The sequence below is a fragment of the Paenibacillus sp. JT22N12 genome, assembly GCF_056269365.1.
This window is the reverse complement of record NZ_JBWDNU010000003.1, coordinates 447,521-473,922: the sequence shown is the minus strand read 5'-3', so window position 1 is coordinate 473,922 and position 26,402 is coordinate 447,521. Positions and strand designations below refer to the sequence as shown.

Genomic DNA, 26,402 nt, shown 5'->3' with positions numbered 1-26,402 from the left:
GACAAAACTAGAAGCACCAGAAGGGAGAACGACAAAATGAACCGCAGGCTGTGGTATGAAGCGCCCGCAAGCAAATGGGAGGAGGCGCTGCCCATTGGCAACGGCCGTATTGGCGGCATGGTATTCGGCGGCGTGGCGAAGGAGACGATCCACCTGAACGAGGATTCGCTCTGGTACGGCGGTCCAATCCGGGGGGATAATCCGGATGCGCATACATATATCCCGGAAATACGGGGGCTGCTGCAGCAGGGCAGGCAGGCCGAGGCCGAGCATCTGGCAAGGATGGGGCTCATGTCCAGCCCGAAGTACTTTCATCCCTATCAGCCCTTGGGCGAAATGCTGCTGTGGATGCAAAAGCGTGAAAGCCCCGTCGAAGAGTATGAGCGGGAGCTGTGTTTGGAAGAAGCCGTTGCCCGTGTCCGTTATGTCCGGGATCAGACGATGTATGAAAGAGAGTACTTCAGCAGCGCCGCCGATCAGGTTCTGGCGGTCCGTCTGACGGCCGACACGCCCGGAGCAATTACGGTCGGCGTGAACCTGATGCGGCGGCCTTTCGATGAGGGGACAACGGCTGCGGGAGACCGTACGATCATGATGAGTGGACAAAGCGGACCCGGGGGCGTGCGATTCGCCGCCGCTATACAAGCGGTTGCCGAAGGAGGAAGCGTGCGGATTATCGGGGATTTCCTCTCGATCGAAGGAGCCGACGCGGTGACCTTGCTGCTGGCCGCCAATACGTCATTCAGACATTCCGACCCGGAGCAGGCATCCCTGGAGCAGCTGCATGCCGCAAGCCGACTATCCTATGCCTCGCTTCGGGAACGCCATATTAGCGAATATGCGGTTTATTACCGCAGAGTAGATCTGGAGCTTCATGGATCAGGCGGTCTTGCGCAGGAGGCGGAAGCCGTGAAGCTTCCGACCGACGTCCGCTTGCGGAAACTGGAGGAAGGCGCGGAGGACGCGGGGTTATTCTCGCTGTATTATCAATTCGGACGATATTTGCTGCTGTCGTGCTCGCGGCCGGGCACGCTTGCCGCCAACCTGCAGGGTATCTGGAACGCCAGCTTCACGCCTCCATGGGAGTCGAAGTATACGATCAATATCAATACGCAGATGAATTACTGGCCGGCTGAGACAGGAAGCCTGCCGGAATGCCATGAGCCGCTGTTCGGTCTTGTTGAGAGCATGCTTCCCGCAGGCCGCGCAACAGCCCGTCAGGTATACGGCTGCCGCGGATTCGTGGCCCATCACAATACGAATCTCTGGGGCGATACAAACATCGAAGGTATTCTGCTCTCTTCCTCCATATGGCCGATGGGGGCTGCATGGCTGTGCCTGCATCTGTGGGAGCATTACCGGTATAGTCTGGACGAGGAGTTCCTGGAGCGGCGGGCATATCCGATTATGAAGGAGGCGGCCTTGTTTTTACTCGACTACATGACGGAAGACGACTCCGGCCGTTTGATATCCGGACCGTCAATCTCGCCGGAGAATAATTTCGTTCGACCTAACGGCGAAACCGGCACGCTGTGCATGGGGCCGTCGATTGATAGCCAGATTGTTCACGCCCTATGGAGCGCCTGCATCGAGGCGCAGCTGACGTTAGAGCAAGAAGAGGAGTTCCGTCAAGAGCTGGAGAAGGCGCTTGCCAAACTGCCGCGTCCAGAGGTCGGCATGCACGGGCAGATTATGGAGTGGCTGGAGGATTGGGACGAAGCCGATCCCGGTCATCGTCACATCTCGCAGTTGTTCGCTCTGCATCCCGGAGAACGGATACATGCGCGGCGGACACCGGAGCTCGCAGAAGCGGCGAGACGGACGATCGTGCGCAGATTGGAGAACGGGGGAGGGCATACCGGTTGGAGCCGGGCATGGATCATAAACTTCTGGGCACGGCTCGAGGATGGGGATGAAGCCTATTCACATCTTCAGCAGCTGCTTACGCACTCGACCTATCCGAATCTGCTGGACGCGCATCCGCCGTTCCAGATCGACGGCAACTTTGGCGGCGCTGCCGGCATTACCGAAATGCTGCTGCAGTCGCATGGAGGGGAGATCGCCCTGCTTCCGGCGCTGCCTTCCGCCTGGAGCGGAGGGAAGGTGACGGGGCTGCGGGCGAGGGGGGGACTAACCTTCGAGCTCGAGTGGGAGGAGGGTCTGCTGAAGGAGGCGCGCATCACGGCGAAGAAACAAGTCGACTGCCTTCTGAGATGCGGCAATGTCCCGGTCGTTATTTTCGCCGGAGAGGAAAAGATCGCCGAAGCGTCCCGCTCCGAATTGGCGCGATTCCGGCTGGAACCCGGCAAGTCTTACCGCGTTATCGGCTGCGCAGGGCAAAAAGGAGGAGATTCGTATGACGGATTCCGTTAATTTGCAGCAGGAACAATTGACATTATGGCTGAATAAGGCCGTAAGCAAGGTAGACCGGATGATTTATGAGATCGGCGATAAATCGCCGCATGTGTCGGCGGCAGGCATATATGACGATATGCGGGTGGATTGGTGGACATCCGGCTTCTGGCCGGGAATGCTGTGGGTATTGCACGACATAACCGGAAATGACAGGTACCGCCATACGGCTTGGGGATGGGACGCTCGGATTGAGCAATGTTTCGTTGCTGACAATAATCTCCATCATGACGTCGGCTTTCAGTTCCTGCCCACAGCGGTAATCAAGCATAAATTGACCGGAGATGAAGACGCCCGCAGGAGGGCATTGGCCGCTGCCAACTTTCTCGCGGGACGCTTTAATCTGAACGGAAGGTTTCTCCGCGCCTGGAACCAGGAAAAAACCGGTTGGGCCATTATCGATTCGATGATGAATTTATCCCTGCTCTTCTGGGCGTCCGAGGAGATCGCCGATCCCCGGTTCAGACAGATCGCCTGCGCTCACGCGGATACCGTGCTGAAGCATTTCATCCGCGAGGACGGCTCTGTCCATCATATCGTGGCTTTCGATCCGGAGTCCGGTGAGGTAGACGAGTATTTGGGCGGTCAAGGGTATGCGCCGAATTCTTCCTGGAGCAGAGGCCAGGCATGGGCACTATACGGCATGGCCATAGCCTGCCGGTACACGGGCGATATCCGTTATCTTCGCGCCGCACAGCGGGTGGCACATTATTTTCTCAGCTGCTTGCCGGAGGATCATGTACCGCATTGGGACTTCCGCACGCCGGACCCGCAGAGCCAGCCGAGGGATACCTCAGCTGCCAGCTGCGCCGCCTCCGGATTGCTGGAAATCGCCGGCCTACTGTCCGCCGAAGAGGGCAGGATCTACCGCCAAGCGGCTGAAAATATCCTGAAGTCGCTAACGCAGCATTACACATCCTTGGATGAGCCTGTCTATCAGGGGCTGCTGCGCGAAGGCACTGGAAATAAGCCGGCCAATCAGAATGTCAATGTCTCGCTGATTTATGGGGATTATTTTTATGTAGAGACGATCTGCAAACTGCTCGGATGGCGGAATCGGGTATTCTAACCACTGGAATTTTATAATTATTATTACACCCAGAGAACATGCAAACTGACGCCGGCTCATGACCGGCGTCAGTAGTTTGCTGCTGCCTGGGTGTTTTTCCAATGTCCGTTAAAAGGGGGCTGGACAACATTCACCGGGTTCCCTGGGGGTTATCCTATCTTTATTCCAAAGGGGGCACTCCTAACCTTTTTTCGGGGTTTATCCACTCTCTTTTAGCCTGTATTTCTCAAGGCCGGCTCCTATCATCCGCAACTCTGGCTTCTATGGATTCATCCGCTGCTTCTGCTCTATCGGCAGTCTTCGGCGGGGCTGACGAGTCCCGCACGAGCAGCCTTGTCGGCAGCAGCGTCTCCTTACAAAGCTGCTCCGGCTGGGCAATGCGCTTGAATAACTGCTCGACTGCGTATACGCCGAACAGGCGCAGGTCGATATCGACCGTGGTTATTTGCGGGGTTGCCAGACGCGAGAGGTAGCCGTTGTCGAAGCTGACAACCGAGGCGTCGTCCGGCACTTTCAGCCCCAGCTGCTGAAGTGCGGAATTGACCATGAAACCAAGTCCATCATTGACACACAGCCAAGCGGTTGGCTGCTGCTTCAAGCTTGTCATCTTCTCTAGGACAAAGCCGCTTTCCTCCAGAGCATCGGTCAGCATCCATTCGTCTCTTATCTCCAGGCCGAACCGGTGAGCCGCCATCCGGAAGCCTTCCAACCGCTCGTAATAGCTGGGTGAGACATCGATATTTCCGATGAATCCGATGTGAAGATGGCCCAGCTCCGCTAAATGCCGTACCGCTTCATAAGTGGCGAAACGGTTGTTGGTCAATATGCTGTCGGCCTGAATGTCGGGATCGTGGTGATCGATCAGCACTGTAGGGATACCGGTATCTATCACAGCATTTATATAATTTGTCGTGATATGGGAAAGAATAAGAACGCCATCAACCGACGGTTTCTGTAAGAAAGGCGGTAAATAGAGAGCTTGGGCATTCTCCCTGCCAATGGGTTGGATAATCAGCTCGCAGCCGCGGTTCTTTACTTCCTTCTCAATACTCAAATAGATTTCGCCAAAAAAGCTTTTCATCGAGAAGGCATAGTCAGAAGCGATAAGGGCGATGGTGCCGAAGCCTGAGGTTTCGTCAATCCTGGTCCTTCGTCCATTGCCGTATACATAACCCATACGCTCAGCCGTTTCGGCAATCAACCGGCGGGTTTCCTCACTGACGCCATCCTTGCCCGTGAGTGCCTGGGAAACGGAGTTTTTGGATACATTCAGCATGTCGGCGATATCCTGCATCGTCACTTTATTTTTCATAAACATTCAACCTCCGGTCATTGCTTGAAGACGATCAGGCCTATAAATCACCCGAAACATAGGACTGTCTTCATTTTTAATGTTTCCCTTATCATTGTCAAGTAATCCTTGACGGGATAGGGCTTACAACCATCTTTTCTATTATTGTAACGTTACAAACATTATAAACTAATATTTTTGTAATGCAAACCTGGTAGATTGTATTGAATGATCACTTGACAGTAAACAAGAACAAGGAGCATAATGAGGAAGCTAGCGCTTACAAATTATGATTTCGCTTCAAAGTAACGTTACAAAAAGCTATTTGTCGGATTCATTGGGATTACAATACAAGTTGGAGGTCATGCTTATCATGAAGAAAAAGAAAATGATTTCGGTGCTGCTGACAGCTGTCATGGCAGCAGGAGTGCTCTCCGCCTGCTCGACAGGTCAAAGCTCGACGCAAAATGGCAACAATGCCCCGAACGCTGGCGCTGGCGGCGTTACAACAATCGAATTCTGGGCTGCGCCGAATCCGACGCAGCAGGCGTTCTGGCAGACAATGGCCAAGGATTACGAAGCGGTTAATTCGAAGGTTAAGGTTAACGTCAGTGCGATGAAGGAATCACCTACTTCCGAAGCGGGCATCCAGGCAGCGATCGCTGCCAAAAGCGCGCCGACAATGTCGGAGAACATTAACCGGGGCTTTGCGGCGCAGCTGTCAGACAGTAAAGCGCTTGTACCTCTTGATACACTGGACGGCTTTCAGGATATCGTGAAAAGCCGCAGTATGACCAATACGATTGAGCCGTGGAGATTTGCTGACAGCCATCAATATGTGCTGCCCATCTACTCCAATGCGATGCTATTCGGATGGCGTCTGGATACGTTGAAGGAGCTCGGCTACAGCGAACCTCCGAAGACATACAGCGAGATTCTGGAGCTTACCAAGAAGCTGAAAGCTAAATACGGGGACAAGAAGTTTCTGTGGGCGAAGGCCGATCTGGCCGATCCGACGGCCTGGAAACGCTGGTTTGACTTTTATATGCTGTATGACGCCGCCTCAAACGGCAATAAATTCATTGAAGGCGACAAGTTTACAGGCGTTGATAAAGCAGGTCTGGATGTATTGACCTTTGTCGATAGTCTACGCAAAGAGAACGGGCTGCTGGCCCGCCAGGTAACGGATCCGTTCGAAAACGGTGTTGGTACGTTCGTCGATGTGGGACCATGGACCTTCACAACCTGGGCGGAGAAATATCCCGAGCTGAAGTACAATGTCAACTATACGCTGACGATGCCGCCGGTACCGGACGATGTCGACCCGGCGGACAGCAAGACATTTGCCGATACAAAGGGGCTTGTCATCTACGCCTCCGCCACGAAGGAGCAGCAGGCGGCGGCCGTCGATTTTATCAAGTGGGTGTATTCGGATGCGAAGAATGATGCGGCCTGGTTCGAGCAAACGATGCTGCCTCCGGCACGCGACGATCTGACAAGCAACGAGGCCTTCACATCGATTTTGGACCAGCATCCGGAGTTGAAGCCCTATGCTGAAAATGTACCCAACGCGATTCCTCCCATGGACAACGCGAAGTACAATGATCTGCAGACGATTATCGGGGAACAGGCGTTTAACAAGGTGGTCAAAGGGGGCATTACTCCCGACGCAGGATGGGCCAATATGAAAAAGGCTATAGAGAGCGCCCTGAAATAAGGGAGCCATAGCCGGGAAAATCGCAGCAAGGGAGGCTTATCCCCTATGGATCAAAGAAACAACAAGCTGGGCTGGCTGTTCACCAGCCCTTACCTGATTTACTCGCTGATCTTCTTCTTCGGGCCGCTGATCTGGTCGTTCTTCCTGTCCGTAACGGACTGGAATCTGATTGCGCCTACGTTCAACTTTGTCGGATTAGAGAATTTTATGGATGCTATCCGTTCGCCCGGGGTGCATGCGGCATTCTGGGTGACCTACAAATTTATGCTGATCTTCGTACCGCTTGTCACCGTGCTCGCGATAGCGGTAGCCGTGCTGGTGAATGGACTGAAACGCTTCAAGAGTTTGTTTCTGATCGGCTTCTTTCTGCCGTATCTGTCTTCAGGCGTCGTCTCCTCGCTGATCGTGAAGGGGCTACTGTCCTACAACAGTCCGATCAATACTTCCCTGCGGGGAATCGGCATTAACATCGACTGGCTGGGTACGCCATTCTCGGCGCTGTTCATTGTGGGACTGATACTGGCCTGGAAATTTACGGGTTATTATGCGCTTATTCTGACCTCGGGCCTTGCCAGCATAGACAAGGAAGTATATGAAGCCGCGGCCATTGACGGGGTCAAGGATAATCAGCGCTTCTGGCGTATTACACTGCCTCTGTTATATCCGGCGCTTTATACGACGCTTATTCTGGCATTCGGCGTGACGTTCGGCATCTTCACCGAGGTCTACCAGCTGACGGGCGGAGGGCCCCAGAACGCAACGAATACGTGGCAGATGGAGATTTTCAAACAGGCTTTCACCAATCTGCAGGCGGGTTATGCATCCGCGGTAGCGCTGCTGGCATCGGTTGCCACGTTCATCTCCATCTTTATTATTCGAAAACTACTGGAATTGTGGGGGAAGCGCTATGGTTGGGTCTAAACAGAACCGTCGTCTGCGAATTGCGATCCGCTATGTTCTGGCTCTTGCGCTGCTGCTGGTTATGGTTTATCCCTATCTCTACATGGTGCTCAGCTCGTTCGCGGATTGGGCGCAAATTGATAAGAGCCTGTTTCCAACCAAGTTTTCGGCAAAATCTTACCAATGGCTGTTCACAGGAGGCGAAACCGGCGTGACGCGGCCATGGCTGCACGCGTTTATGAACAGCATTATCGTATCGGTGGCTTCTACGGCGCTTATGATGATTTTTGGCATAATGGTGGCTTACGCGCTCTCCAAGCTGAATTTTTTCGGACGCAATGCCATGAATAACTTCGTGCTGTTTCATATGTTTTTTCCCGCGATTATATTGCTGATTCCGACGTTTCTGATCGTTCAGCGGGTGGGACTGTACGATACGTATCTGGGGATGATCATCCCCAAGGCGGTCAGCCTGTGGGCGATCTTCATGTATACGAACTTCTTCAAGGCCGTGCCGTCCGTATTTATCGAAGCGGCGCGGCTGGACGGAGCGAGCGACTTGAAGATCATGTATCGGATTATGCTGCCTATGTCCAGATCGATCACGACAGTCATCTTCCTGTTCCTGCTGATGGAACGGTGGACGGAGCTGCTCTGGGATATGATCGTGGTCAAAAGCGACGGCATGCTTACGCTGAACGTGTTGTTATCGCAAATGTTCGGGCCTTATGGATCATATCCTGGTCCGCTCTATGCGGCCTCGACGATTCTGACGCTGCCGATCATTATCGTGTTCCTGATTTTCAGTAAAAAATTCCAGGAGGGCATGCAGTTCAGCCTGAAATAATGGATAACATCATGTTAAACCTAAACAAGTAAGGAGCTGCTCAGATGAAGATAGACCGATATGAACAGAATCCGCTCATTACACCGGCTGACGTAACGCCGCACCGGGATGGATTTGAAGTCATTGGCGCATTCAATGCCGGCATTGCCGAATACAAAGGCGAGGTCATCATGCTGCTGCGTGTGGCGGAACGCCCCATAAGTCCCGATCCGGACATCGTGCTGGCTCCGGTTTACAACATCGAAAGCGCTGATCTCGATCTGATCGAAATCCGCAGGGATGATGACCGCTACGATCTTTCCGATCCCCGCGTCATTATACGCAAAGAGAACGCGCCGGCATTCGAATACCTGACAAGCCTGTCGTATTTGCGAATCGCGCGCAGCCGGGACGGCCATCATTTTACGGTGGATGAGCAGCCTTTTGTTTATCCGTCACAAAGCCTGGAGACCTTCGGCATCGAAGATCCCCGCATCACGCAGATCGGGGAGACGTATTATATCTATTACTCTGCGGTATCCCCGGTCGGCATCGGGGAATCGCTGGTATCGACGAAAGATTTCAGAAGCATTACGCATCATGGCATGATTTTTGGTCCCGACAACAAGGACGTGCTTATTTTCCCGGAAAAAATAGACGGCAAATATTATGCGCTGCACCGCCCGACAACAAAAAGCTGCGGCCGTCCCGAAGTCTGGTTGGCCGAGTCGGACAATCTGTTGTACTGGGGAAACCACAAGCATCTGATGGGATTGCGCCCAGATATGTGGGACAGTGGGAGAATCGGCGGCGGGGCCGTGCCGATCAAGACCGAACGCGGCTGGCTGGAGCTCTACCACGGGGCGACGAAAGACCACCGCTACTGCATGGGAGCGGTGCTGCTGGATCTGCACGATCCTTCGAAGGTTATTGCCCGATCCGGCCAGCCGGTTCTCGAACCGGAGGCGGAATACGAAAAGAAGGGATTCTTCGGCGAGGTTGTATTCTCCTGCGGCGCCCTCGTGCGCGGAGATACGATAGCCATGTATTACGGCGTGTCCGATACGTCCATGGCCTGTGCTGAGCTTAGCCTGCAGGACATTCTCGACAGCCTGGAGCCGGTATGATCTGTCTATGCAGCGGATTGCCGGCAGTCCTGAGGCAACAATAAGGGTTTCGTCAGAAACCTCTAACGGAGGCATATTATGCTATTAGATCGAACTCATATCCAAACTTCTTCGGAATTATTGCAGCAATTTGATAGTCAGAACCTTCAAACTGGTCAGCGTATCCGGTTTGAAGGGACGAACGGCAGAGACGTTTATAATATTACGGCTCCTTTCATGGACCGGGGCGAACTCATTATTGCCGGACGCGTGGAAGTCCGCCATACTGAATTTTCGCAAGTCATGTTTTTCCGTCAGGAAGATGACGTGTGGGTTCCTCATCCCGAATATCAGGTATATGATATGCAGGATCCATTCTTTACATGGATCAATGGAGAGCTTATTTTTGGAGGAGTACGGGTTATTCCCGATCCTCTCTATCCGGAGAATATCGTGTCGTGGGTTACCCAGCTCTATCGCGGCAAGGATATTGCCAGTCTGGAGTTATTTCTCATGGGACCCTATCATATGAAGGATTTGCGGCTGATAGAATTGGCAAGCGGCGAGATTGGCGTGCTAACACGGCCGCAAGGATTTATAGGCGGAAGGGGCCAGATCGGATTTTATAAAGTCAGCTCCCTGGAAGAGATTAATGTGAAAGATATCGCGTTTGCTCCGCTATTTCCGGACATGTTCATCAAAGAGGAGTGGGGAGGGGCCAACGAGCCGCATTTGCTTGCCAACGGTCTTGTCGGCGTACTCGGCCATATTGCTTCTTTCGATGAGAACGGGCTGCGTCACTATCATGCCATGGGATTTGCCTTCAATCCGGATACCATGGAGAGGACGCCGGTGAAAATCATTGCGCGGCGCAGTAATTTCCCCGAGGGAGCCAGCAAGAGGATCGATTTGACGGATGTGATCTTTAGCGGGGGACTTATCCGCAAAGCCAATGATTTGGCCGACTTCTATGCCGGGGCAAGCGATGCCGAGGCCTATCAGATCGAGATTCCTGATCCTTTTCTGGAATATGAGCAGCTTGACCGCAGTAGATGATCCCAAAATAACCCTATGATACAGTGGGGATAATCAAAACAGACGCCGGCTCAGTACGAGGCGTCTGTTTTTCCTGTTACAGTATGTTGTTCCGTAGTTGTAATTTAATGGACTTTAAGAATTCGTCCGGAAATAATGCCATTTATCGATCGCATATAGGGGAAGTATAGCTCGTAAGCCGGCAGCGACTCAACCGGGACGGCGGGACTAATGCAGTTGATCAGATCTAGCTGTTGTTACGAGGGAGGCATTCCTTCCACTATTGGAATGTTAGCAATCGGGAAGAAACGACAGCATCCTCTGTGTGTTAAATTAAAATGGACCACAGAAAGTCAAGAGGAGCTGTTTAAGTATGTTGAATGGAACAAATTTCAGTGTTGTGGAGGCGGGGTCTTTTGGCGGTCTTCTGAGTGTGACGGAGGGTCCTGCCGCAGGCAAGTACTTCCTGAAAGACAGTCTTGGGCTGACTGGCATGGAAGTTTCTCTTAACCAAATGCCGGAGGGAGGGGCGGTTCCGTTCCTCCACACACATCGCGAGAATGAGGAGCTGTACCTTTTCATTGGCGGCAGCGGTCAGTTTCAAGTGGATGGGCAGATTTTTGAAGTCAAGGAAGGATCAGCAATTCGCGTAGGACCAGAAGGCGAACGCACGCTCCGCAATAACGGCACCGGGGATTTGTATTTCATCGTTATTCAAGTCCAGGCGGACAGTCTCCGCCAATGGGTGATGACTGATGGTGTCATTCTGGATAAACCGATAAACTGGTCGAAATAGGCATTATATGTTCTTTGCCAATTTGTCATCATTCATCCGTTAATGAACGAGAACTTTGTACCCTTTAAAGCCGCTTGCATAGCGGCTTTTTTCATTTTTATGGGATCAAGGGACAAAAGCATGGTCTATTCCCGATGTAAGAATTGGACGGAACGGCTGGATAATTTGACGGGTTTATATAGGATCATAATTGATCTTATCGCACAAAATGCATCCGTCAGCACATAAATGTGCGTACTGTTCAGAACAATCAGGAATTGCTAGTCTATATAAGAAGAAAGTGAGGTGCAATGAATATGTCGGCATACAAGTATTTTAAGACTGGTATCCGGTCCGGGTAACGACAAAAACGAAATTCAGGAAAATTATCGGCGCTTATATTTTCGAATCCTGTTCTTCTGGTTGGAACTGCTCCACATAGGTCGCGCCAAAATCATAGAGCATCTTCAATATGGGAATCGTTTCATTCCCCAAATCAGAAAGGTAATACTCTACCTTGGGAGGCGCAACCGGATAGACTTTACGGATGATCAGACCATCGCGTTCGAGATCTCTTAAATGCATGGTCAGCATTCTTTGGGTGGCTTCGGGCAGCTGTCTTTGCAGCTCATTAAACCGCAAGGTGCCGCTCGATAACAGATTAAGGATCGGTATCTTCCATTTCCCGCTAATCAAGTGCAGGAAAATTTCAGAGGTGCAGCGGTAAGTGTTATTGTTAAAATGTATCATTTAAACGCCTCGCTTTTCAGAAGTCATTACTAATGGCTGCAACAATAAATGGATTATAACAAATGAACAAGGTCCACTCAATAATGTGGGATGTTTGTAAAGATGACACAAACGGTCTTATCTATATGGCTGTCGGTTTGTTGATGTTTCTTCTTCTCATTATGTCGGAAGACAAGAACATATATCCTTAAAGGGCTTAAAAGTTAACGACTTGTTCAGGCTAACAATTAAACAATCACAACTATGACGGAGGTTCATCATGAATACGAACAACCATGCAACGCCACAAAAACCTATTTTGTCCGGTTTCGGACCGCGTACAACAGCTCAGGAGGTATTGGTCGGTCAAAATTTGACCGGGAAAATTGCCATCATCACAGGCGGATACTCCGGACTCGGCCTGGAAGCGACGAGGGTACTGGCCGCTGCAGGAGCAACGGTCATTGTGCCTGTTCGGACAGCGGAGAAAGCCCAAGCTGCACTAAGTGAAATTCCAGGTGTCGAGCTTGAAAGGATGGATCTCATGGATCCTGCGTCGATCGACGCCTTCGCCGAGAAGTTCCTTGCGTCGAATCGGCCCTTGCATATGCTGATTAACGCTGCCGGTATTATGGCGAACCCGCTCGTCCGAGACCACCGCGGTTACGAATCCCAACTGGCGACAAATCATCTGGGGCATTTTCAGTTGACCGCCAGACTGTGGCCAGCGCTTGAGAAGGCAAAAGGGGCAAGGATCGTTTCGGTATCATCGCGCGCTCACCAAATGAGCGGTATCGATTTCGAAGATCTCAACTTCAATAACCATCCCTATGACAAATTTGTCGCTTATGGGCAATCTAAGACAGCCAACGTCTTATTCGCTGTCGAGATGGACAAGCGCGGCCAAGCGTATGGCGTACGTGCGTTCTCGGTTCATCCGGGATCGATCTTGACGGATTTGTCGCGTTATCTGACCGATGATGATAAGCGCGCCATGGGTGTGCTCAACGAGCATGGGGAACTTGTTTTTCCCGAATTCAACGATGAGTTTAAAACCATTCCGGAAGGAGCAGCTACGATCGTATGGTGCGCAACCAGCCCTCAGCTGAAAGACAAAGGCGGCGTTTATTGCGAGAATGGGGATATCGCGGACTTGACGGATACGAGGTTTGCGCCAGGCGTGTTTGAGTGGGCCGTTAATTCCGGGCAGGCTCACCGTTTGTGGCAGGCAACCGAGCAGCTGGTCGGACTGAAATTTTCGATTTAATATGCGCATCATCGGACGATCATCCGATGGAAAACATTTTGTCAGCAATACTATTATGAATACAGGAAGAAGGCATACCATTGAACGAGAAATCCTCCAAGCTTCCAAGCGCTGACACTGTCGGTCCGATTGCGCCCGGCGCACATGAAATGACGATCGACGGTGTTCGGCAGATTTATCACGTTGCCGGCAGCGGACCGATTTGCCTTATTCATCCCGGAGGCCCGGGGTTTCACTGGGAATATTTGCGCATGCCGTTGTTGGAAAAGTTCATGACTGCTGTCTATCTGGAACCAGTTGGCACAGGCCAATCGGGGATGCTGCCCGATGGAGATTATAGCGTCTCGCGGTATGCGGGCTTTGCCCGAAAGGTGCTTCAGCACATTGGAGCCGAGCACCCTTATTTTCTGGGACACTCGCACGGCGCCTTCGTTGGACTTCAGTATGCCTTGGATTACCCCGATGAACTTGGAGGACTGATCGTCTATGACGGCGCGCCATGCACAGGACCCGATCATGGGATGGAAGCAACACGGGGCATAGAGCGATTCACACAGCGCTGGCCTGAACGGCCGGAAGCTCAGGAAGCCGGACAAGCCTGGATGGATGTGGCGACGGGAGCCGTCTCACTTCGGGATAGAGAATCGTTTCTTGGCGTCCTGAAGCGGTTGCTGCCTGCTTATTTCGGGGACTATAAGAATCTTCCGGCGGAATTCGAGGTCTGGCAAGCCAATTTGGACGCAACCATCGATCCACACCGAAAGCCCGAGTTGTGGGATATTCGGAATGTTATGAATTCCATCGGCATTCCGACGCTGGTCCTTGTCGGCGAGTACGATTTTATCTGCGGTCCGAGATGGGCAGAGGAAATGCGGGCAGCGATTCCTGGATCGCGGCTTGTAGTCTTCGAACAAAGCGGACATATGAGCCATGTCGAGAAACCGAATGAATTTGTAATATCCGTTAGAGATTTCATCTCCTGATGGTACCTTTGAATCCCGGCAATTGATTTCTTAAGTAGATAGGAGGCGTAAATAACCATGAAAAGAATGATCGATCATGTGGGAATCATGGTGAATGATATGGACACATCCATCCGCTTCTACACAGAGGTAGCTGGACTCGTGGTGAAAAATCGAAACATGCATGACAATGGACTTGAAGTGGCTTTTCTGGGCTACGGCCTTGAGGGCGAGACGGAAATCGAATTGATAAACGGCTTCAAGAATCAATTGCCAGCCGAAGGTAAAGTGCATCACGTTGCGCTCTCCGTAACTGATATTCAAGCAGAATGGGACCGGCTCAAGCAAAAAGGTGTCGAGTTCATCGATCAAGAGATCGCAACCATGCCGAACGGAATTCGCTACTTTTTCATTTACGGACCTGAGAAGGAATGGATCGAGTTCTTCCAAAGAGTATAATTCGGAATCACAGCTAGATCGTAGGTATTGTGATGGAAATTGTTATGCCATTTGAAAAAAGAAAGGGATTGATATTCTTGGAAATTCAGAAGCTTCCTTGGGCCGGCATTCGAGTCGAATTAGAAAGTTCCGCTATTGTCATCGATCCTCTTTATCATTTCCCTGCCAAATTAGGTGAGCCTAATGAGCCTTTCTTTCCTTTAGAATCGTACGGGCCTGTCGCAGCCGTGCTGATCACGCACCAACATGCGGACCATTATGACCCGCAAGCGATCATTTCGGCTTACGGCTCTGACGTTCCGGTATTCGTCCCCGAGGAAATCGTTGATCTGGCGGCTTCCAACGGATTAAGCCGCGTAACCGGAGCTGCGGTTGGCAGCACCTTCACCATCGGCCCATTCACGATTATTGCGGCACAATCGGTGGACGGCTCGGGTGACCCGCAAGTATCCTGGATCGTACGCGGTGGCGGCAAGCAGATGATTCACGCCGGAGATACGTTGTGGCATGGGTATTGGTGGAAGCTGGTTAAAGCCTTCGGCACGTTTGATGCCGCCTGTCTGCCTGTAAATGGTGCCGTAACGCAATTTCCGGGAGTTTCGCCGCACAGCGACCAGCCCATTTGTCTTACGCCTGAACAGGCGGTTACGGCGGCCGAGATCCTTGGGGCCAAGACGCTTATCCCAATCCATTATAAGGCAGCGCATCAGCCGCCTATCTATACGCAGACGCCAGAGATGATGAATCGGTTAACCCATAGCGCCGGGAATCGTGTTAACTTGAACATTTTACAAACAAGAGAAATATTCACGATTTAAGGGGGTAATCCTGGATCGTTTAGACCGATCGGAAATGAGAAAGGAGCATCCAAACATGCTAAAACAATTGGAAGGTAAAATCGCCGTTATTACTGGGGGGAGTTCGGGCATCGGCCTGGCAACCGCCAAGAAATTTGTCGCTGAGGGTGCGTTTGTTTATATCACCGGTCGGCGAAAGGCTGAGCTCGATCAGGCGATATCCGAGATTGGCAAGAACGTTATTGCAGTCCAGGGTGACGTTACGAACCTTGCCGATCTGGACCGGCTCTATTCCGTGGTGAAGCAGGAAAAAGGCAAACTTGATATTCTCTTTGCGAACGCCGCCATCGCAGAAGGAACTCCGCTGGAGGCAATCACGGAAGCTCACTTCGATCGCCATTTTGACATTAATGTGAAGGGGATGGTGTTTACCGTCCAGAAGGCTTTGCCTCTGATGGGTGAGGGATCGACCATTATCCTCACGGCCTCTGTATCCGGGATCAAGGGAACGGCAGGTCTAAGCATTTACTCCGCCACGAAAGCGGCTATCCGTAATTTGGCAAGAAGCTGGGTGCTTGATCTCAAGGGCAGGAAGATTCGGGTGAATGCGATCAGCCCCGGATCTACCGAAACACCGGGCCTTGCCACCCTGGCGGGCTCTGACGCAGACGTCAGCGGGTTTTACGAATTCCTCGGCAGTCAGATTCCCCTCGGCAGGAACGGCCAACCGGCCGAAATCGCCGCGGTGGTCGCCTTCCTGGCTTCAGATGCAGCCAGCTTCATCAATGGTGCCGACATTCAGGTAGACGGCGGTTCCGCTCAAATTTGACGCTTCCACATCTGTGACTGTTGGCAAAGAGATCTTGATATTTAAATGTTAACCACATGAGAGTAAAACCACTCCATGTGGTTTTTTTTTGGTTGTTATTGCCCCTCGCAACTTAACCCATCAACCCCTGCATCACAAAATTTGAGTTTTGGCCGTTCCTGGAAGATAATTAACCCAATATAAACCTTGGAGGCGCTCATGAAATTTAAAAATCTCTTCTTTCATATACACTACTGCAACTTCAGGCTGTCCAACAAAACGGAAATCCTTCCGATCAAAATCAAGAGAACCCTTCAGCATCATGAGCTTATTTTTATTGCCCATGCAAAGGGCAGTTTTACAATGGATAAAAAGAAATATGAGCTGAAGGATGGCATGCTGCTCTACATTGGGCCTGACATGCTGCATGAAATCGAAACGGATCCTGAGGTTCCCGTTAGCTGCTTTACCGTCCATTTCAGCTATGCGCGTGTGAATATAGAGGAAGGCCAATGGAATATTAAAGAGGAACGGCAAATTCTCCCCCTCCAGGCTGCGCAAGGATTAAAGGATTATTATCAAATTGAGGATGTGTTCAAAAAACTGGCGGAGAGCTGGGATGCAAAATTGCCGGGCTATGAGTTTATGTCCAAAACCTTGTTCCAGCAACTGCTCATTGCCATTGCCCAAAACATAAAAAAAGAAAACCAAAATTTCTCAATTTCACTGAAAGTAGAGAAAATTATTCAATATATGCATGAACATGTACATGATAAGATCACCCTGACGAAATTGTCTGACCTTGTGCAGTTGTCACCAGCTTATTTATCCAGAGCATTTAAAGAAATTACCGGTTATTCCATTATCGAGTTCTTTAATAAGATGAAGACGGACAAAGCCAAAGAGATGATTCTGGAAGGGAACAGGAAAATCAAAGAAGTTGCAGGAGCTCTTGGATTTACGGATGAATTTTATTTTAGCCGCATATTCAAGAAAACGGAGGGACTCAGCCCCTCGGAATTCTACAGCAAAAATGTCCATGGAGATTAATATGTTCCATGGTATATAGCCTTTCCGGCAGCTATGATGAGGATGTTATTGTGAAGTGCTTTTGTACAAACACAGTAATGGAACCATGACAGAAGGAAGGCTATTTTTATGCCCATGTGGAAACGGAATTTGTTCTTTTGCTGGTTTGGAATGTTCGTCACCGGTATTGGGATGAGCCAGATCGCCCCGATCCTGCCGCTTTACATCAAGCAGCTTGGCGTGCACGATTCCGGATCTATTGCCCAATTTGCAGGGCTTGCATTCGGGATTACCTTTATCGTTTCAGCTATCTTCTCACCGATATGGGGGATCGCCGCAGATAAATATGGACGCAAACCGATGCTGCTCAGGGCGAGCCTGGGAATGGCGGTCGTTGTAGGCTGTATGGGTTTTGCGCACAATGTTTACGTATTGATCGGCCTTCGGCTGCTGCAGGGGGTAATCACGGGCTACAGCACCGCTTGTACGACCTTGATTGCAACCCAGACAGATAAGGAGCATTCGGGTTGGGCGCTGGGAACCCTTTCGACCGCCAATATTTCGGGTTCTTTAATCGGGCCAACGATCGGCGGTTTCATAGCCGAAAATTTCGGATTGCAGAATTCATTTTTTTTAACCGGCGGGCTTATGCTGATTGCCTTTGTTACAACGGCCCTGTTTGTCAAAGAATCATTCACCCGTCAAGATAAAAAAGTACTCCGTATGAAAGAGATCTGGGCCAGCGTACCTGAAAAAAGTTTGACGATCACCCTTTTCATCACCTTTTTTGTCCTGACTGTGGCGTTGTATTCCGTTGAACCGATCATCACTGTCTATGTGACCCAGCTGTCCAGGACCACCAGCCACGTGGCTCTCATCGCCGGGATCGCATTCTCCGCCTCGGGTCTGGCCAATATTCTCGCCGCTCCCGGACTTGGAAAACTGTCAGATAAAGTGGGGGCTCACAAGGTCGTACTGGTCGCACTCATCGTGGCGGGCATCGTATTTATTCCCCAAGCTTTCGTTACTAATCCCTGGCAGCTGACAGGACTGCGTTTCCTGTTTGGACTTGCGGCGGCCGGGCTTAGCCCGTCGATCAACATCCTGCTTAAGAAAATCACCCCGGATTCCCTAACGGGACGGGTGTTCGGGTTTAACATATCAGCCTTATATTTAGGTGCCTTTGGAGGCTCGGTGTTTGGAGGACAAGTCGCTGCTTGGCTCGGAATCCGGTATGTATTTTTTACTACGAGCGCCCTGTTATTGCTCAATGCGGTGTGGGTTTATTTCAAGGTGTATAAGAAACTTAACATAACCATGGACTTATACAAAAATTAAGCAGAATGGGAGAGAAAAACATGACAGACGTAAAAACAGCGGAAACTGAAGTGCTGGATGCGGAGAAAACAGCGCTGGTCGTTATAGACCTGCAAAATGGAATTGCAGCCCCGGGTCGCCAGTGCGCTCCCAACTCGGTTGAGCAGGTGATTGGACAGGCAAGTAAGCTGGTTGAAGCTTTCACGGAAAAAGGCGCTTTCGTTGTGCTCGTCAGAGTCTCCACCTTGGACGGCAAAGATATGCTAATGCCAAAAACGGACGCCAAACCGAATGCCATGCAGTGGCCGGAAGGCTGGGACAATCTGATCCCTGAACTGTCGGATTTTAAAAATGCCCATGTGGTGACGAAACGGCAGTGGGGAGCTTTCTTCGGTACGGACCTGGATCTGCAGCTGCGCCGCCGCGGTATCGACACCGTCGTGTTATGCGGAATTTCCACTTCCATCGGTGTGGATACAACAGCAAGAGAAGCTTTTCAACATGGATATAACCAAGTTTTTGTGGAAGAAGCCATGACAGCTACGGCACAAGAGGAACACGATTATGTAGTCAAGACCATTTTCCCCAGAATGGGCAAGATCCGGACAACGGAGGAAGTGGTTTTGGCGATGAAATAAAAGAATGGTGTGCTGATCATTTAACATTTGACCAGGCACTGTGAGGCCGCAGGCTGCATAACGCGATAAAAGTGGGGAAAGCCTACCTAAGGGAGACAGAGCCGAAGGAGGATTGAAGCGCGAATGGAATCGACGAATGAATTCGTGAACAAGGTCAAGGATACGCAGTCCAAGCAGCAGAAGAACAAGGAACACAATGGTAAAGGCAAGCCTTCACAGAAGCTGCAGAACGTGCAGCATACAAACAATCCGTAGCAGGAAAAGGGCCGTTATTCTGCCAGGCTGCAGAATAACCGGCCCTTTTTGCTGCCGCTTTGGAGTAACTCGCCCGATCGGCACTTCCGGAATACAGGCGGATTAATGGAAACATCGCCCCAACCCTTCCGTAGTGCCCAACAAAAGTCATGGAGTTGACGCCAGCTACTCCTGTTCAGCCCTCTTATCCGCTTCTGCCGCACGCTGCTGGGCTTCCTTGTCGTTCTCGTCTGCAAGTGTCTCGGAGAACTCGACATCCTCATTCTTGCCAATCGGCAGCTTGCCGGGCGCTTGAGACTGCTTGCGTGAATAGTTATCATTTGAACCATGTTCGTTCATGCCTGTACCTCCTTTGCGGTCCGGCAGCTTATCTGTCCATGCGTTGGAACCCGCCAAATGACCCTATTTTCCTTGGATTCCCAAAATCCCTGTACAACTTCCTTCCTCATGTATTATGAAACAGGCAAGTTTTTCTTATTCATTTCAAGGGCTTTTTTTACATAATGAATCCGTCCAAGGCAATACTAGGTCAGTCAATCGATACCGACCGTTTGAAGTGCGAGTATCTGCTTTGTCGGTATGACGACTGGTCTAGCGGCCCGCCATTCCGTAGTAGCTTTGGCCGAACTGAAACCGCCAGTCGCTGTTAATGGATTGCTATTTGGCAACGATAAAGGGAGAGATAACGATGTATTATTACAAGGAAGAACTGATTAACATTATCGAACCGGATCAACCCGATCCAGCTGCCGCAAAGGTGCTGCAGGAAACGTTGGGCGGACAATTCGGCGAGATGCGGACCATGATGCAGTATTTTTTCCAAAGCTCCAATTTTCGAGGCAATGAGAAGCAATTCCGCGATTTGCTGCGTGGCGTGTTCCTTGAGGAAATCGCTCATGTCGAGCTTGTCCAAACGACGATTAATCAACTGCTGAATGGGGCGGGAGAATCGATGCCAGGCAGTTCAGGCATGGATAATGCGCCGATTGACGAGGCTGTCAAGCACGCGAACCCCCATCATTTTATAATGGGTGCTCAAAGCGCTCTACCGGTCGATGCCGGAGGAAACCCATGGAATGGTTCTTGGGTATACAGTCATGGTAATTTAATCAGCGATATGCTGAACAATGTTGTACTCGAATCGACCGGTGTTCTTCAAAAAACAAGAATTTACGAAATGAGCTCCAATAAAACATTCCGGGAAACCCTTGGCTTTTTGATCGTACGCGACAACGCCCATCAAAATGCCTTCGCCAAGGCTCTTGAAGTTTTGGGAGTCAATTGGGGAAAGCTCTTCCCCGTACCGAATTATGATATCAACAAATATCCGGAATGCCGTAAATATGTAGATATGGGATATCATAATATGCAGTTCAATTTCAGGCTGGACAATACCCGGATTGGCGAGATATTTCAAGGGAAATCTCCGAGCCGAAACGGTGGGGACTTGACTGTTGCACAGCCTCCTATGGGATTCCCGGTACCGCAGTTTCCGGAAATGCCGAATGAGCATAGTCCGGGATTAGTCGATATGAGCAAATAGAAGGCGGCATTATATCGCATTTTCCACCACATCACAAAGGAGAGTTCAACATGCGCAAAATAAAAGAAATCATGTCATCCAGCTGTATAACTGTTTCCAAGGATAATACGATTTATGAAGCAGCCGGGTTAATGAATCAACATAATATCGGCTTCTTACCGGTCGTTGATCAAAATAAACTGATCGGGGTCATTACGGACCGGGACCTGGTAATCCGCGGCTATGCAGCCAAAAAAGACGGTACCATCCCGGTTACAGAAGTGTTAACGAAAGACTTTGTAACGGTTAAACCCGACGCAACTGTCGATGAAGCAGCCGAGATTATGGCTGCTGAGCAAATTCGCCGGCTGCCGGTCGTTTCCAATGGAGATTTATTGGGTGTCATTTCATTGGGAGACATGGCCATACGCGAAATATTCGTAAACGAAGCCGGAGAGGCATTAAGCAATATATCTGAGCATAACCATACTGCCTCCAGTCAAATTCAACATTAATTGATACCTGACTTCTGAATGACAGCATGTCTTGGCCATCGGTGAAGCTATGGCCGATAACAAGCCTCAGCCTGATGCTGCCTGCAAGAACCGAGGATATCTTCGTCTTATGGCATACAGGGTAGGACTCAGACTCCGCAGAAGCCGAAAGCCGCATACCTTCTGCGGCTTTTTTATTTTCCGTAACCAGATGCCGTTGCCTCAATTATAAATTCGTTAACCCGTTAGACGGAGGCTGATTCTGATAATGGCAGGATTCGCTGTTTGTTGTATACCATTGAAGTCCTTTCGTAAATTTTGCCGCAATTAACTTTAGTTAATTTATCGCTCTGCACCGGTTTGGTAAGATGCAGGTGAGATCGGCAATACGGAAGGAAGTGTACGATGAAACGGAGAGTCAGCCTATTGCTCGTGTTGCTGCTGCTATCGGGCGCTTTCGAGTATTACGGCGAAAAAGCGGTCGCAGCGGAAGCGGGGACTGTCATTCCCCAACTGGCGGCAGGGGATTATTTCAGCGCAGGAATCGCCAGCGATGGAACGGTGTGGTCCTGGGGCAGGGGCGCCGATGGCCAGCTCGGCAATGGAGAGGCCCGAAACAATGCCTCTCCCGTACAGGTCGCCGGCATATCCGGCGCCAAATCGATCGGCTCCACGTACGACAGCTCGTATGCGGTCATGAGCGACGGAACGGTGCGCGCCTGGGGAATGGGCGACACCGGCCAGATGGGCGACGGCACAACCAATAACCGCCTTGTGCCGGTTACGGTGCCTGGACTGCAAAATATCAGGGCGGTGGCAGGAGGCCCGGGTCTTCATGGGCTTGCCGTCGGTACCGACGGCAGCGTATGGGCCTGGGGCGCGAACGACGGCGGTCAGCTGGGTGACGGTACGACCGACCAGCGCAATACGCCGGTTCAGGTTTCCGGCTTAAGCGGCATTAAAGCCGCTGCGACGGGCGGCTCCTTCAGCCTGGCATTGACCGAGGATGGCAAAGTATGGTCATGGGGCTGGAACAAGCAGGGCCAGCTGGGCGATGGGACATCCGACCAGCAGCGGGAGACTCCTGCGCCGGTCCCGGGCTTGAGCGGCATCGTGGCGATTTCCGCCGGATACAACCATGCGCTTGCGCTCGATGCCGACGGCTTCGTGTGGGCCTGGGGACAGAACACGAACGGTGCGATCGGGGACGGCACCTATACGGAACGGAGAAGTCCGGTGAAAATCGCCGGAGTCGACGGCGTCGTCTCCATCTCCGCCGGTTTCTTTCACAACCTTGTGCTGAAAGCGGACGGCACGGTGTGGGGCTGGGGGCTGAACAATTACTATCAGCTTGGCCTTGGCGGCGGAGATAATGTCAAGCGCAATGCCCCGATCCAGATACCCGGGTTAAGCAGCATAGCGGCGGTAGCAGCGGGGCAATTTCACAGCATCGCCATGGACAGCGGCGGATCGGGATGGGCCTGGGGTTACAACGACGGCGGCATGCTTGGCGACGGAACCTCTGCGCCCAAAACCTATCCCGTCAAGAACAAGGCCAATTTTGACCTAACGGCGCCGGCTCCCTCGGACGGCATGCTTGCCGCGACCGGAGTTACGACGTCCGGAGTGACGCTGAGCTGGACGAAAGCCGCCGATAATATGACGAAGCAGATCGGCATCCGTTATATCCCTTACATCTCCTCCAGCGGCAACATCGACACCGCAAGCCATGCCCAGAGCAACGGAAAAGCGGCCGGATCCTATCTGGTAGACAGCGGCTCCTTCAAGATGGCGGGTCTGCAGCCGGATACGGCCTATTATTTCAATGTCATTGCCGAGGATCTTGCAGGGAACAAAAGCGCCTATAAGATGCTGCGAGTGAAAACCGCTTCTATTCCGGCCTATACGCTGACGTATGATGGCAACGGGAATACCGGGGGCGCCGCTCCTTCGGACGGAAGCAGCTATGAGCAGGGCATGTCGACAACCATACAGGGAAACATGGGACTGCTGTTCCGGAGCGGGTATATGTTTGCCGGCTGGAATACAGCAGCGGACGGCAGCGGCACGCCCTATATGCCAGGCGCCCAGCTGACGTTCGATGCCGCTGATATTACCCTGTACGCGCAGTGGGTGCCGAATTCTGCGGCCGACACGGAGCCGCCGAAGGTGATCTCTACGGTGCCTGGCAGCAGTGCTGAAGGAGTGAGCGTCGGGACAAAGCTGTCGCTGACATTCGACGAGCCGATCTCCGCAGTGGCGGGCAGGACGATTGTCGTCAGCCGAGCAGAGGATGACAGTCCAGTGGAAGCCGTTGACGCCTCCAACCCGGACCGGGTAACAATAACCGGTCTAACGGCAACGATACGGCTCTCTTCCGGGCTCTCCTACGGAACGGCGTATAACGTTAAGGTGGCTCCCGGGTCATTCAAGGACGCGGCGGGCAACGATTATGCCGGCATTACCGGCCCGAGGGCGTGGACGTTCACGACAGCCCGGGAAGCCATTGACCCGGTCCCGGGCGCCGACGCCACGCTCAAGGGGCTGAATGTTTACGCGGGAGCAGAACTTCTGCCGATCAGCCCGGCGTTTGGGCGAAATACGACGGATTATACAATTTCCCTGCCGAATTCCGTCGCCGGATTGACGGTTACGGCATCGGTGTATGAGAGTCGTGCAGGCATGACCGTCAGTATGTATGACGATTCCAGGAGACTTGTCAGCGGTCCGTTCCCGCTGGCCGACGGGCAGGCAAGCGGAACGCTGCCGGTCGATCTCGGCCGCAGCCGGATCGAGCTGAATGTCTTGGCTGAGGACGGTACGTCGCAAGCGTACAATATTACGGTGACAAGAGCATCTGTGTACGATGTTCCACCGGCAGAGCAGCCGCCTGAAGATGATAGCCCGGATACCGCAGGCGAAGGAGATGAGAGCAGGGACTGGGACAATTCCGCTGACTTCTCGTATCTGAGCGTGAACGGCCGGCCAAGCGGCGCGGCGACTATAACGAACAAGGATTCGGAAGGCCGCGCGATCATCACCGTGAAGCTGGACACGGCCAAGCTCATCGCCGATTTGGCGAAAGAAACGGCTGCGAATCCGCTCGTGGCCGTCGAGTTGGATTCGGCAGCGGATCAAGCGTCCTTGCAGCTGTCGGGAGAAGCGCTTAAGGCGTTGGAGGACAAAGCAGCCGTCCTTGAACTGCGGGCACAGGAAGGCAGCTATCGGCTGCCGGCGACGCAGCTGTCATTCAAGCGGCTGACCGCTCTGCTCGGGGGAACGCCGCCGCCGGAGGAATTCACCCTGCAGCTCGATATTGTCAGGAGCAGCGCGGATAAAATCGCGGCGTTGAATGCTGCGGGCGGGGAAGCGAACTTTATGACGATCGCCCAGCCGCTTGATTTCCGTGTCACCGCCTCCTACGGCGGCATGACGGTCGATGCGGACAGCTTTGACGCTTATGTAGAGCGGGAAATCGCCCTGCCGGGTTGGATGAATCCAAGCCTGCTGTCGACGGCTGTCGTACTGGATGCGGACGGCTCCGTCCATCCTGCGCCAACGCGCAAGATCATCCGCAATGGGCATACCTTCGCCGTAATAAGCAGCATGACGGGCAGCACGTATTCGTTGATTCATCATGATGCCGCATTCCCCGATATGGCGGGGCATTGGGCCGAATCGGCCGTCAGCGATCTAGGCTCGCGTCTGGTCGTAAACGGAATGTCGGATGGACTGTTTCATCCCGAAGCCGCCGTAACCCGCGTCCAGTATGCGGAGATGCTTGTCCGGGCGCTCGGGCTGACCGGGCAGACCGGCGCGCCTGGCTTCAAGGACGTACAAGTGAGCGACTGGTTCGCGGAAGCGGTCAGTCTGGCGCGGCAGTACGGCCTCATGGAGGGTGGCATGGACGGATTGTTTCGGCCGGAAGAGACGATAACGCGAGAGGAAGCCGTTACAGTGCTGGCCAGAGCGATGAAGCTCACTGGCCTGGAGACGGACTCAGCCGGGGCAGACAGGGATTTTGCGCTTGTAGACTTAGGGGACAGCGCGCAGATCAGCGGCTGGGCCAGACAAGCGGTCGCCACCGTCGTCCTCAGGGGACTTGCAGAAGGTGCAGATGGCATGTTCAGGCCGCAGAGCGACTTGAAGAGAGCGGAAGCCGCGACTCTCGTGCAGCAGCTGCTGCAGCAAAGCGTCCTGATCGACCGCCGGTAATGCGGAAGGCATGCCAGGTAGAAAACTTTTCATGAACCGGCCTGAATGGGCCGTTTTTTTTATTTGCCTCATCGAAACAACATTCCCCAGTGTGAATCTAATAGCCATTCTTGACAACTGATTTAATGGGTCATATAATTGAGTATGTTCTCACTCAATAATTTAATGAAGGAGGTCAAACCATGGCCCGCCCCCTTAGCGAAGAGAAACGAAAGGCTTTACTAACAGCTGCGACGAATGAGGTAGCATCGGCAGGCGTTGCTGCATCCACAATCAGGATCGCCAAGAATGCAGGTGTTGCGGAGGGGACTCTGTTTGTCTACTTCCCGACCAAAGACGATCTGCTTAACCAGCTTTATCTGGAATTGAAGTCTGATCTTATGGGCTTTCTCGCCGCTGACTATCCGGCTGATGCAAGCATCCGGGAGCAGATCGGCCATCTCTGGAGCAGCTTCATCGACTGGGGAGCGAACAACCCGGACAAGCGGAAGGCGCTGCGGCAGCTTAGCGTCTCGGAGAGAATCACCGAGGCAAGCCAGAGTGAAAGCGAAGAGATGTTCTACAACCTCGAGACGGTAGTGGAGGATGGCTTCAAGGCGGGTATTCTCCGGAAACAGCCTATCTCCTTTTTAGGCGGGGTCATCAATGCTTTGGCCGACATGGTTCTGCAGAAGGCTTCGGAGGATTCTGTCAAACTCGATCAATACAAGTCAATGGGTTGGGAGGCATTGTGGGGGGCCATCGCACGCCGGTAACGCGTGCATTCTTTTCAGCTTTTA

General features: G+C 52.2%; 25 protein-coding genes. 21 read left to right on the top strand and 4 right to left on the bottom strand.

Going from position 1 to position 26,402, the window contains the following annotated elements; genetic code table 11:
* Positions 1-36 precede the first annotated feature (36 nt).
* Together AC0YOA_RS13500 and AC0YOA_RS13495 are read left to right on the top strand one after the other, a co-directional pair.
* Positions 37-2,373, top strand: coding sequence for a glycoside hydrolase family 95 protein (locus tag AC0YOA_RS13500; protein WP_475787015.1), 2,337 nt, complete (start codon positions 37-39; stop codon positions 2,371-2,373).
* Complete coding sequence (locus AC0YOA_RS13495; protein ID WP_475787014.1) at positions 2,357-3,481, top strand: glycoside hydrolase family 88 protein; 1,125 nt, start codon at positions 2,357-2,359, stop codon at positions 3,479-3,481. The genes AC0YOA_RS13500 and AC0YOA_RS13495 overlap by 17 nt, the downstream gene beginning before the upstream one ends.
* Before the next feature lie 226 nt (positions 3,482-3,707).
* Here the strand turns inward: AC0YOA_RS13495 and AC0YOA_RS13490 are convergent, their stop codons facing one another.
* Positions 3,708-4,793 carry a LacI family DNA-binding transcriptional regulator gene (locus tag AC0YOA_RS13490; protein WP_475787013.1) on the bottom strand — a complete coding sequence of 362 codons (1,086 nt, stop codon included), beginning with the start codon at positions 4,791-4,793 and terminating at the stop codon, positions 3,708-3,710.
* Positions 4,794-5,145: 352 nt separating this feature from the next.
* Between AC0YOA_RS13490 and AC0YOA_RS13485 the strand changes: the two genes are divergently transcribed.
* The 6 genes from AC0YOA_RS13485 (at position 5,146) to AC0YOA_RS13460 (ending at position 11,152) form a co-directional block, all read left to right on the top strand.
* Complete coding sequence (locus tag AC0YOA_RS13485; protein ID WP_475787012.1) at positions 5,146-6,489, top strand: ABC transporter substrate-binding protein; 1,344 nt, start codon at positions 5,146-5,148, stop codon at positions 6,487-6,489.
* A gap of 45 nt (positions 6,490-6,534) precedes the next feature.
* A complete protein-coding gene (locus AC0YOA_RS13480; RefSeq protein WP_475787011.1) occupies positions 6,535-7,410 on the top strand; it encodes a carbohydrate ABC transporter permease in 876 nt (291 codons plus the stop codon).
* On the top strand, positions 7,397-8,236 hold the full coding sequence (locus tag AC0YOA_RS13475; RefSeq protein WP_210040919.1) for a carbohydrate ABC transporter permease: 840 nt from the start codon (positions 7,397-7,399) through the stop codon (positions 8,234-8,236). Before AC0YOA_RS13480 ends, AC0YOA_RS13475 begins: the two co-directional genes overlap by 14 nt.
* A 44-nt stretch (positions 8,237-8,280) precedes the next feature.
* Positions 8,281-9,342 carry a BtaManbiosPhlase gene (locus AC0YOA_RS13470; RefSeq protein ID WP_475787010.1) on the top strand — a complete coding sequence of 354 codons (1,062 nt, stop codon included), beginning with the start codon at positions 8,281-8,283 and terminating at the stop codon, positions 9,340-9,342.
* 78 nt (positions 9,343-9,420) lie between these two features.
* A complete protein-coding gene (locus AC0YOA_RS13465; protein ID WP_475787009.1) occupies positions 9,421-10,377 on the top strand; it encodes a DUF1861 family protein in 957 nt (318 codons plus the stop codon).
* A gap of 352 nt (positions 10,378-10,729) precedes the next feature.
* Positions 10,730-11,152 carry a cupin domain-containing protein gene (locus AC0YOA_RS13460; protein WP_475787008.1) on the top strand — a complete coding sequence of 141 codons (423 nt, stop codon included), beginning with the start codon at positions 10,730-10,732 and terminating at the stop codon, positions 11,150-11,152.
* Positions 11,153-11,527: 375 nt separating this feature from the next.
* Here the strand turns inward: AC0YOA_RS13460 and AC0YOA_RS13455 are convergent, their stop codons facing one another.
* Positions 11,528-11,881 carry a winged helix-turn-helix transcriptional regulator gene (locus AC0YOA_RS13455; RefSeq protein ID WP_475787007.1) on the bottom strand — a complete coding sequence of 118 codons (354 nt, stop codon included), beginning with the start codon at positions 11,879-11,881 and terminating at the stop codon, positions 11,528-11,530.
* A gap of 259 nt (positions 11,882-12,140) precedes the next feature.
* Here AC0YOA_RS13455 and AC0YOA_RS13450 point away from each other — a divergent pair, with 259 nt between their 5' ends.
* The 5 genes from AC0YOA_RS13450 (at position 12,141) to AC0YOA_RS13430 (ending at position 16,174) form a co-directional block, all read left to right on the top strand.
* The gene (locus tag AC0YOA_RS13450) at positions 12,141-13,127 is read left to right on the top strand and encodes an oxidoreductase (protein WP_475787006.1); all 987 of its coding nucleotides are present in this window, start codon (positions 12,141-12,143) and stop codon (positions 13,125-13,127) included.
* 80 nt (positions 13,128-13,207) lie between these two features.
* Positions 13,208-14,110 carry an alpha/beta fold hydrolase gene (locus AC0YOA_RS13445; RefSeq protein WP_475787005.1) on the top strand — a complete coding sequence of 301 codons (903 nt, stop codon included), beginning with the start codon at positions 13,208-13,210 and terminating at the stop codon, positions 14,108-14,110.
* 51 nt (positions 14,111-14,161) lie between these two features.
* Positions 14,162-14,548 (top strand): VOC family protein, encoded by a 387-nt coding sequence (locus AC0YOA_RS13440; RefSeq protein ID WP_475787386.1) that lies wholly within the window; start codon positions 14,162-14,164, stop codon positions 14,546-14,548.
* A 77-nt stretch (positions 14,549-14,625) separates the two neighbouring features.
* Positions 14,626-15,366, top strand: coding sequence for an MBL fold metallo-hydrolase (locus AC0YOA_RS13435; protein ID WP_475787004.1), 741 nt, complete (start codon positions 14,626-14,628; stop codon positions 15,364-15,366).
* A gap of 55 nt (positions 15,367-15,421) precedes the next feature.
* Entirely contained in the window at positions 15,422-16,174 is a 753-nt protein-coding gene (locus AC0YOA_RS13430; protein ID WP_475787003.1) for an SDR family NAD(P)-dependent oxidoreductase, read from the top strand.
* Positions 16,175-16,306: 132 nt separating this feature from the next.
* Here the strand turns inward: AC0YOA_RS13430 and AC0YOA_RS13425 are convergent, their stop codons facing one another.
* The gene (locus tag AC0YOA_RS13425; protein WP_475787398.1) at positions 16,307-16,630 is read right to left on the bottom strand and encodes a hypothetical protein; all 324 of its coding nucleotides are present in this window, start codon (positions 16,628-16,630) and stop codon (positions 16,307-16,309) included.
* On the opposite strand from AC0YOA_RS13425, the gene AC0YOA_RS13420 reads away from it, so the two are divergent.
* From AC0YOA_RS13420 to AC0YOA_RS13405, 4 genes are all read left to right on the top strand, one after another.
* Entirely contained in the window at positions 16,517-17,203 is a 687-nt protein-coding gene (locus AC0YOA_RS13420) for a helix-turn-helix domain-containing protein (RefSeq protein ID WP_475787385.1), read from the top strand. The genes AC0YOA_RS13425 and AC0YOA_RS13420 overlap by 114 nt on opposite strands.
* A gap of 108 nt (positions 17,204-17,311) precedes the next feature.
* Positions 17,312-18,520: a multidrug efflux MFS transporter gene (locus tag AC0YOA_RS13415; protein ID WP_475787002.1), complete on the top strand. Its 1,209-nt coding sequence runs from the start codon at positions 17,312-17,314 to the stop codon at positions 18,518-18,520.
* Between the two features lie 20 nt (positions 18,521-18,540).
* Positions 18,541-19,137: an isochorismatase family protein gene (locus AC0YOA_RS13410; protein ID WP_210040939.1), complete on the top strand. Its 597-nt coding sequence runs from the start codon at positions 18,541-18,543 to the stop codon at positions 19,135-19,137.
* Between the two features lie 123 nt (positions 19,138-19,260).
* Positions 19,261-19,392: a DUF4023 domain-containing protein gene (locus AC0YOA_RS13405; protein WP_210040941.1), complete on the top strand. Its 132-nt coding sequence runs from the start codon at positions 19,261-19,263 to the stop codon at positions 19,390-19,392.
* Positions 19,393-19,557: 165 nt separating this feature from the next.
* On the opposite strand, the gene AC0YOA_RS13400 is transcribed toward AC0YOA_RS13405, so the two are convergent.
* Positions 19,558-19,731: a YfhD family protein gene (locus tag AC0YOA_RS13400; RefSeq protein ID WP_475787001.1), complete on the bottom strand. Its 174-nt coding sequence runs from the start codon at positions 19,729-19,731 to the stop codon at positions 19,558-19,560.
* A 349-nt stretch (positions 19,732-20,080) separates the two neighbouring features.
* On the opposite strand from AC0YOA_RS13400, the gene AC0YOA_RS13395 reads away from it, so the two are divergent.
* The 4 genes from AC0YOA_RS13395 (at position 20,081) to AC0YOA_RS13380 (ending at position 26,378) form a co-directional block, all read left to right on the top strand.
* A complete protein-coding gene (locus tag AC0YOA_RS13395; protein ID WP_475787000.1) occupies positions 20,081-20,935 on the top strand; it encodes a manganese catalase family protein in 855 nt (284 codons plus the stop codon).
* Positions 20,936-20,985: 50 nt separating this feature from the next.
* Complete coding sequence (locus tag AC0YOA_RS13390; RefSeq protein ID WP_475786999.1) at positions 20,986-21,429, top strand: CBS domain-containing protein; 444 nt, start codon at positions 20,986-20,988, stop codon at positions 21,427-21,429.
* Positions 21,430-21,813: 384 nt separating this feature from the next.
* The gene (locus AC0YOA_RS13385; RefSeq protein ID WP_475786998.1) at positions 21,814-25,623 is read left to right on the top strand and encodes an RCC1 domain-containing protein; all 3,810 of its coding nucleotides are present in this window, start codon (positions 21,814-21,816) and stop codon (positions 25,621-25,623) included.
* 182 nt (positions 25,624-25,805) lie between these two features.
* Positions 25,806-26,378, top strand: a complete 573-nt coding sequence (locus AC0YOA_RS13380) for a TetR/AcrR family transcriptional regulator (RefSeq protein WP_475786997.1) — start codon at positions 25,806-25,808, stop codon at positions 26,376-26,378.
* Positions 26,379-26,402: the final 24 nt, after the last annotated feature.

What these genes read in the sequence shown, in the direction of transcription:
- AC0YOA_RS13500 (WP_475787015.1), top strand. Translation starts at nt 37, where the DNA reads ATGAACCGCAGGCTGTGGTATGAAGCGCCCGCAAGCAAATGGGAGGAG.
- AC0YOA_RS13495 (WP_475787014.1), top strand. Translation starts at nt 2,357, where the DNA reads ATGACGGATTCCGTTAATTTGCAGCAGGAACAATTGACATTATGGCTG.
- AC0YOA_RS13490 (WP_475787013.1), bottom strand. Translation starts at nt 4,793, where the DNA reads ATGAAAAATAAAGTGACGATGCAGGATATCGCCGACATGCTGAATGTA.
- AC0YOA_RS13485 (WP_475787012.1), top strand. Translation starts at nt 5,146, where the DNA reads ATGAAGAAAAAGAAAATGATTTCGGTGCTGCTGACAGCTGTCATGGCA.
- AC0YOA_RS13480 (WP_475787011.1), top strand. Translation starts at nt 6,535, where the DNA reads ATGGATCAAAGAAACAACAAGCTGGGCTGGCTGTTCACCAGCCCTTAC.
- AC0YOA_RS13475 (WP_210040919.1), top strand. Translation starts at nt 7,397, where the DNA reads ATGGTTGGGTCTAAACAGAACCGTCGTCTGCGAATTGCGATCCGCTAT.
- AC0YOA_RS13470 (WP_475787010.1), top strand. Translation starts at nt 8,281, where the DNA reads ATGAAGATAGACCGATATGAACAGAATCCGCTCATTACACCGGCTGAC.
- AC0YOA_RS13465 (WP_475787009.1), top strand. Translation starts at nt 9,421, where the DNA reads ATGCTATTAGATCGAACTCATATCCAAACTTCTTCGGAATTATTGCAG.
- AC0YOA_RS13460 (WP_475787008.1), top strand. Translation starts at nt 10,730, where the DNA reads ATGTTGAATGGAACAAATTTCAGTGTTGTGGAGGCGGGGTCTTTTGGC.
- AC0YOA_RS13455 (WP_475787007.1), bottom strand. Translation starts at nt 11,881, where the DNA reads ATGATACATTTTAACAATAACACTTACCGCTGCACCTCTGAAATTTTC.
- AC0YOA_RS13450 (WP_475787006.1), top strand. Translation starts at nt 12,141, where the DNA reads ATGAATACGAACAACCATGCAACGCCACAAAAACCTATTTTGTCCGGT.
- AC0YOA_RS13430 (WP_475787003.1), top strand. Translation starts at nt 15,422, where the DNA reads ATGCTAAAACAATTGGAAGGTAAAATCGCCGTTATTACTGGGGGGAGT.
- AC0YOA_RS13420 (WP_475787385.1), top strand. Translation starts at nt 16,517, where the DNA reads ATGGATAAAAAGAAATATGAGCTGAAGGATGGCATGCTGCTCTACATT.
- AC0YOA_RS13425 (WP_475787398.1), bottom strand. Translation starts at nt 16,630, where the DNA reads ATGGACGGTAAAGCAGCTAACGGGAACCTCAGGATCCGTTTCGATTTC.
- AC0YOA_RS13415 (WP_475787002.1), top strand. Translation starts at nt 17,312, where the DNA reads ATGCCCATGTGGAAACGGAATTTGTTCTTTTGCTGGTTTGGAATGTTC.
- AC0YOA_RS13410 (WP_210040939.1), top strand. Translation starts at nt 18,541, where the DNA reads ATGACAGACGTAAAAACAGCGGAAACTGAAGTGCTGGATGCGGAGAAA.
- AC0YOA_RS13405 (WP_210040941.1), top strand. Translation starts at nt 19,261, where the DNA reads ATGGAATCGACGAATGAATTCGTGAACAAGGTCAAGGATACGCAGTCC.
- AC0YOA_RS13400 (WP_475787001.1), bottom strand. Translation starts at nt 19,731, where the DNA reads ATGAACGAACATGGTTCAAATGATAACTATTCACGCAAGCAGTCTCAA.
- AC0YOA_RS13395 (WP_475787000.1), top strand. Translation starts at nt 20,081, where the DNA reads ATGTATTATTACAAGGAAGAACTGATTAACATTATCGAACCGGATCAA.
- AC0YOA_RS13390 (WP_475786999.1), top strand. Translation starts at nt 20,986, where the DNA reads ATGCGCAAAATAAAAGAAATCATGTCATCCAGCTGTATAACTGTTTCC.
- AC0YOA_RS13385 (WP_475786998.1), top strand. Translation starts at nt 21,814, where the DNA reads ATGAAACGGAGAGTCAGCCTATTGCTCGTGTTGCTGCTGCTATCGGGC.
- AC0YOA_RS13380 (WP_475786997.1), top strand. Translation starts at nt 25,806, where the DNA reads ATGGCCCGCCCCCTTAGCGAAGAGAAACGAAAGGCTTTACTAACAGCT.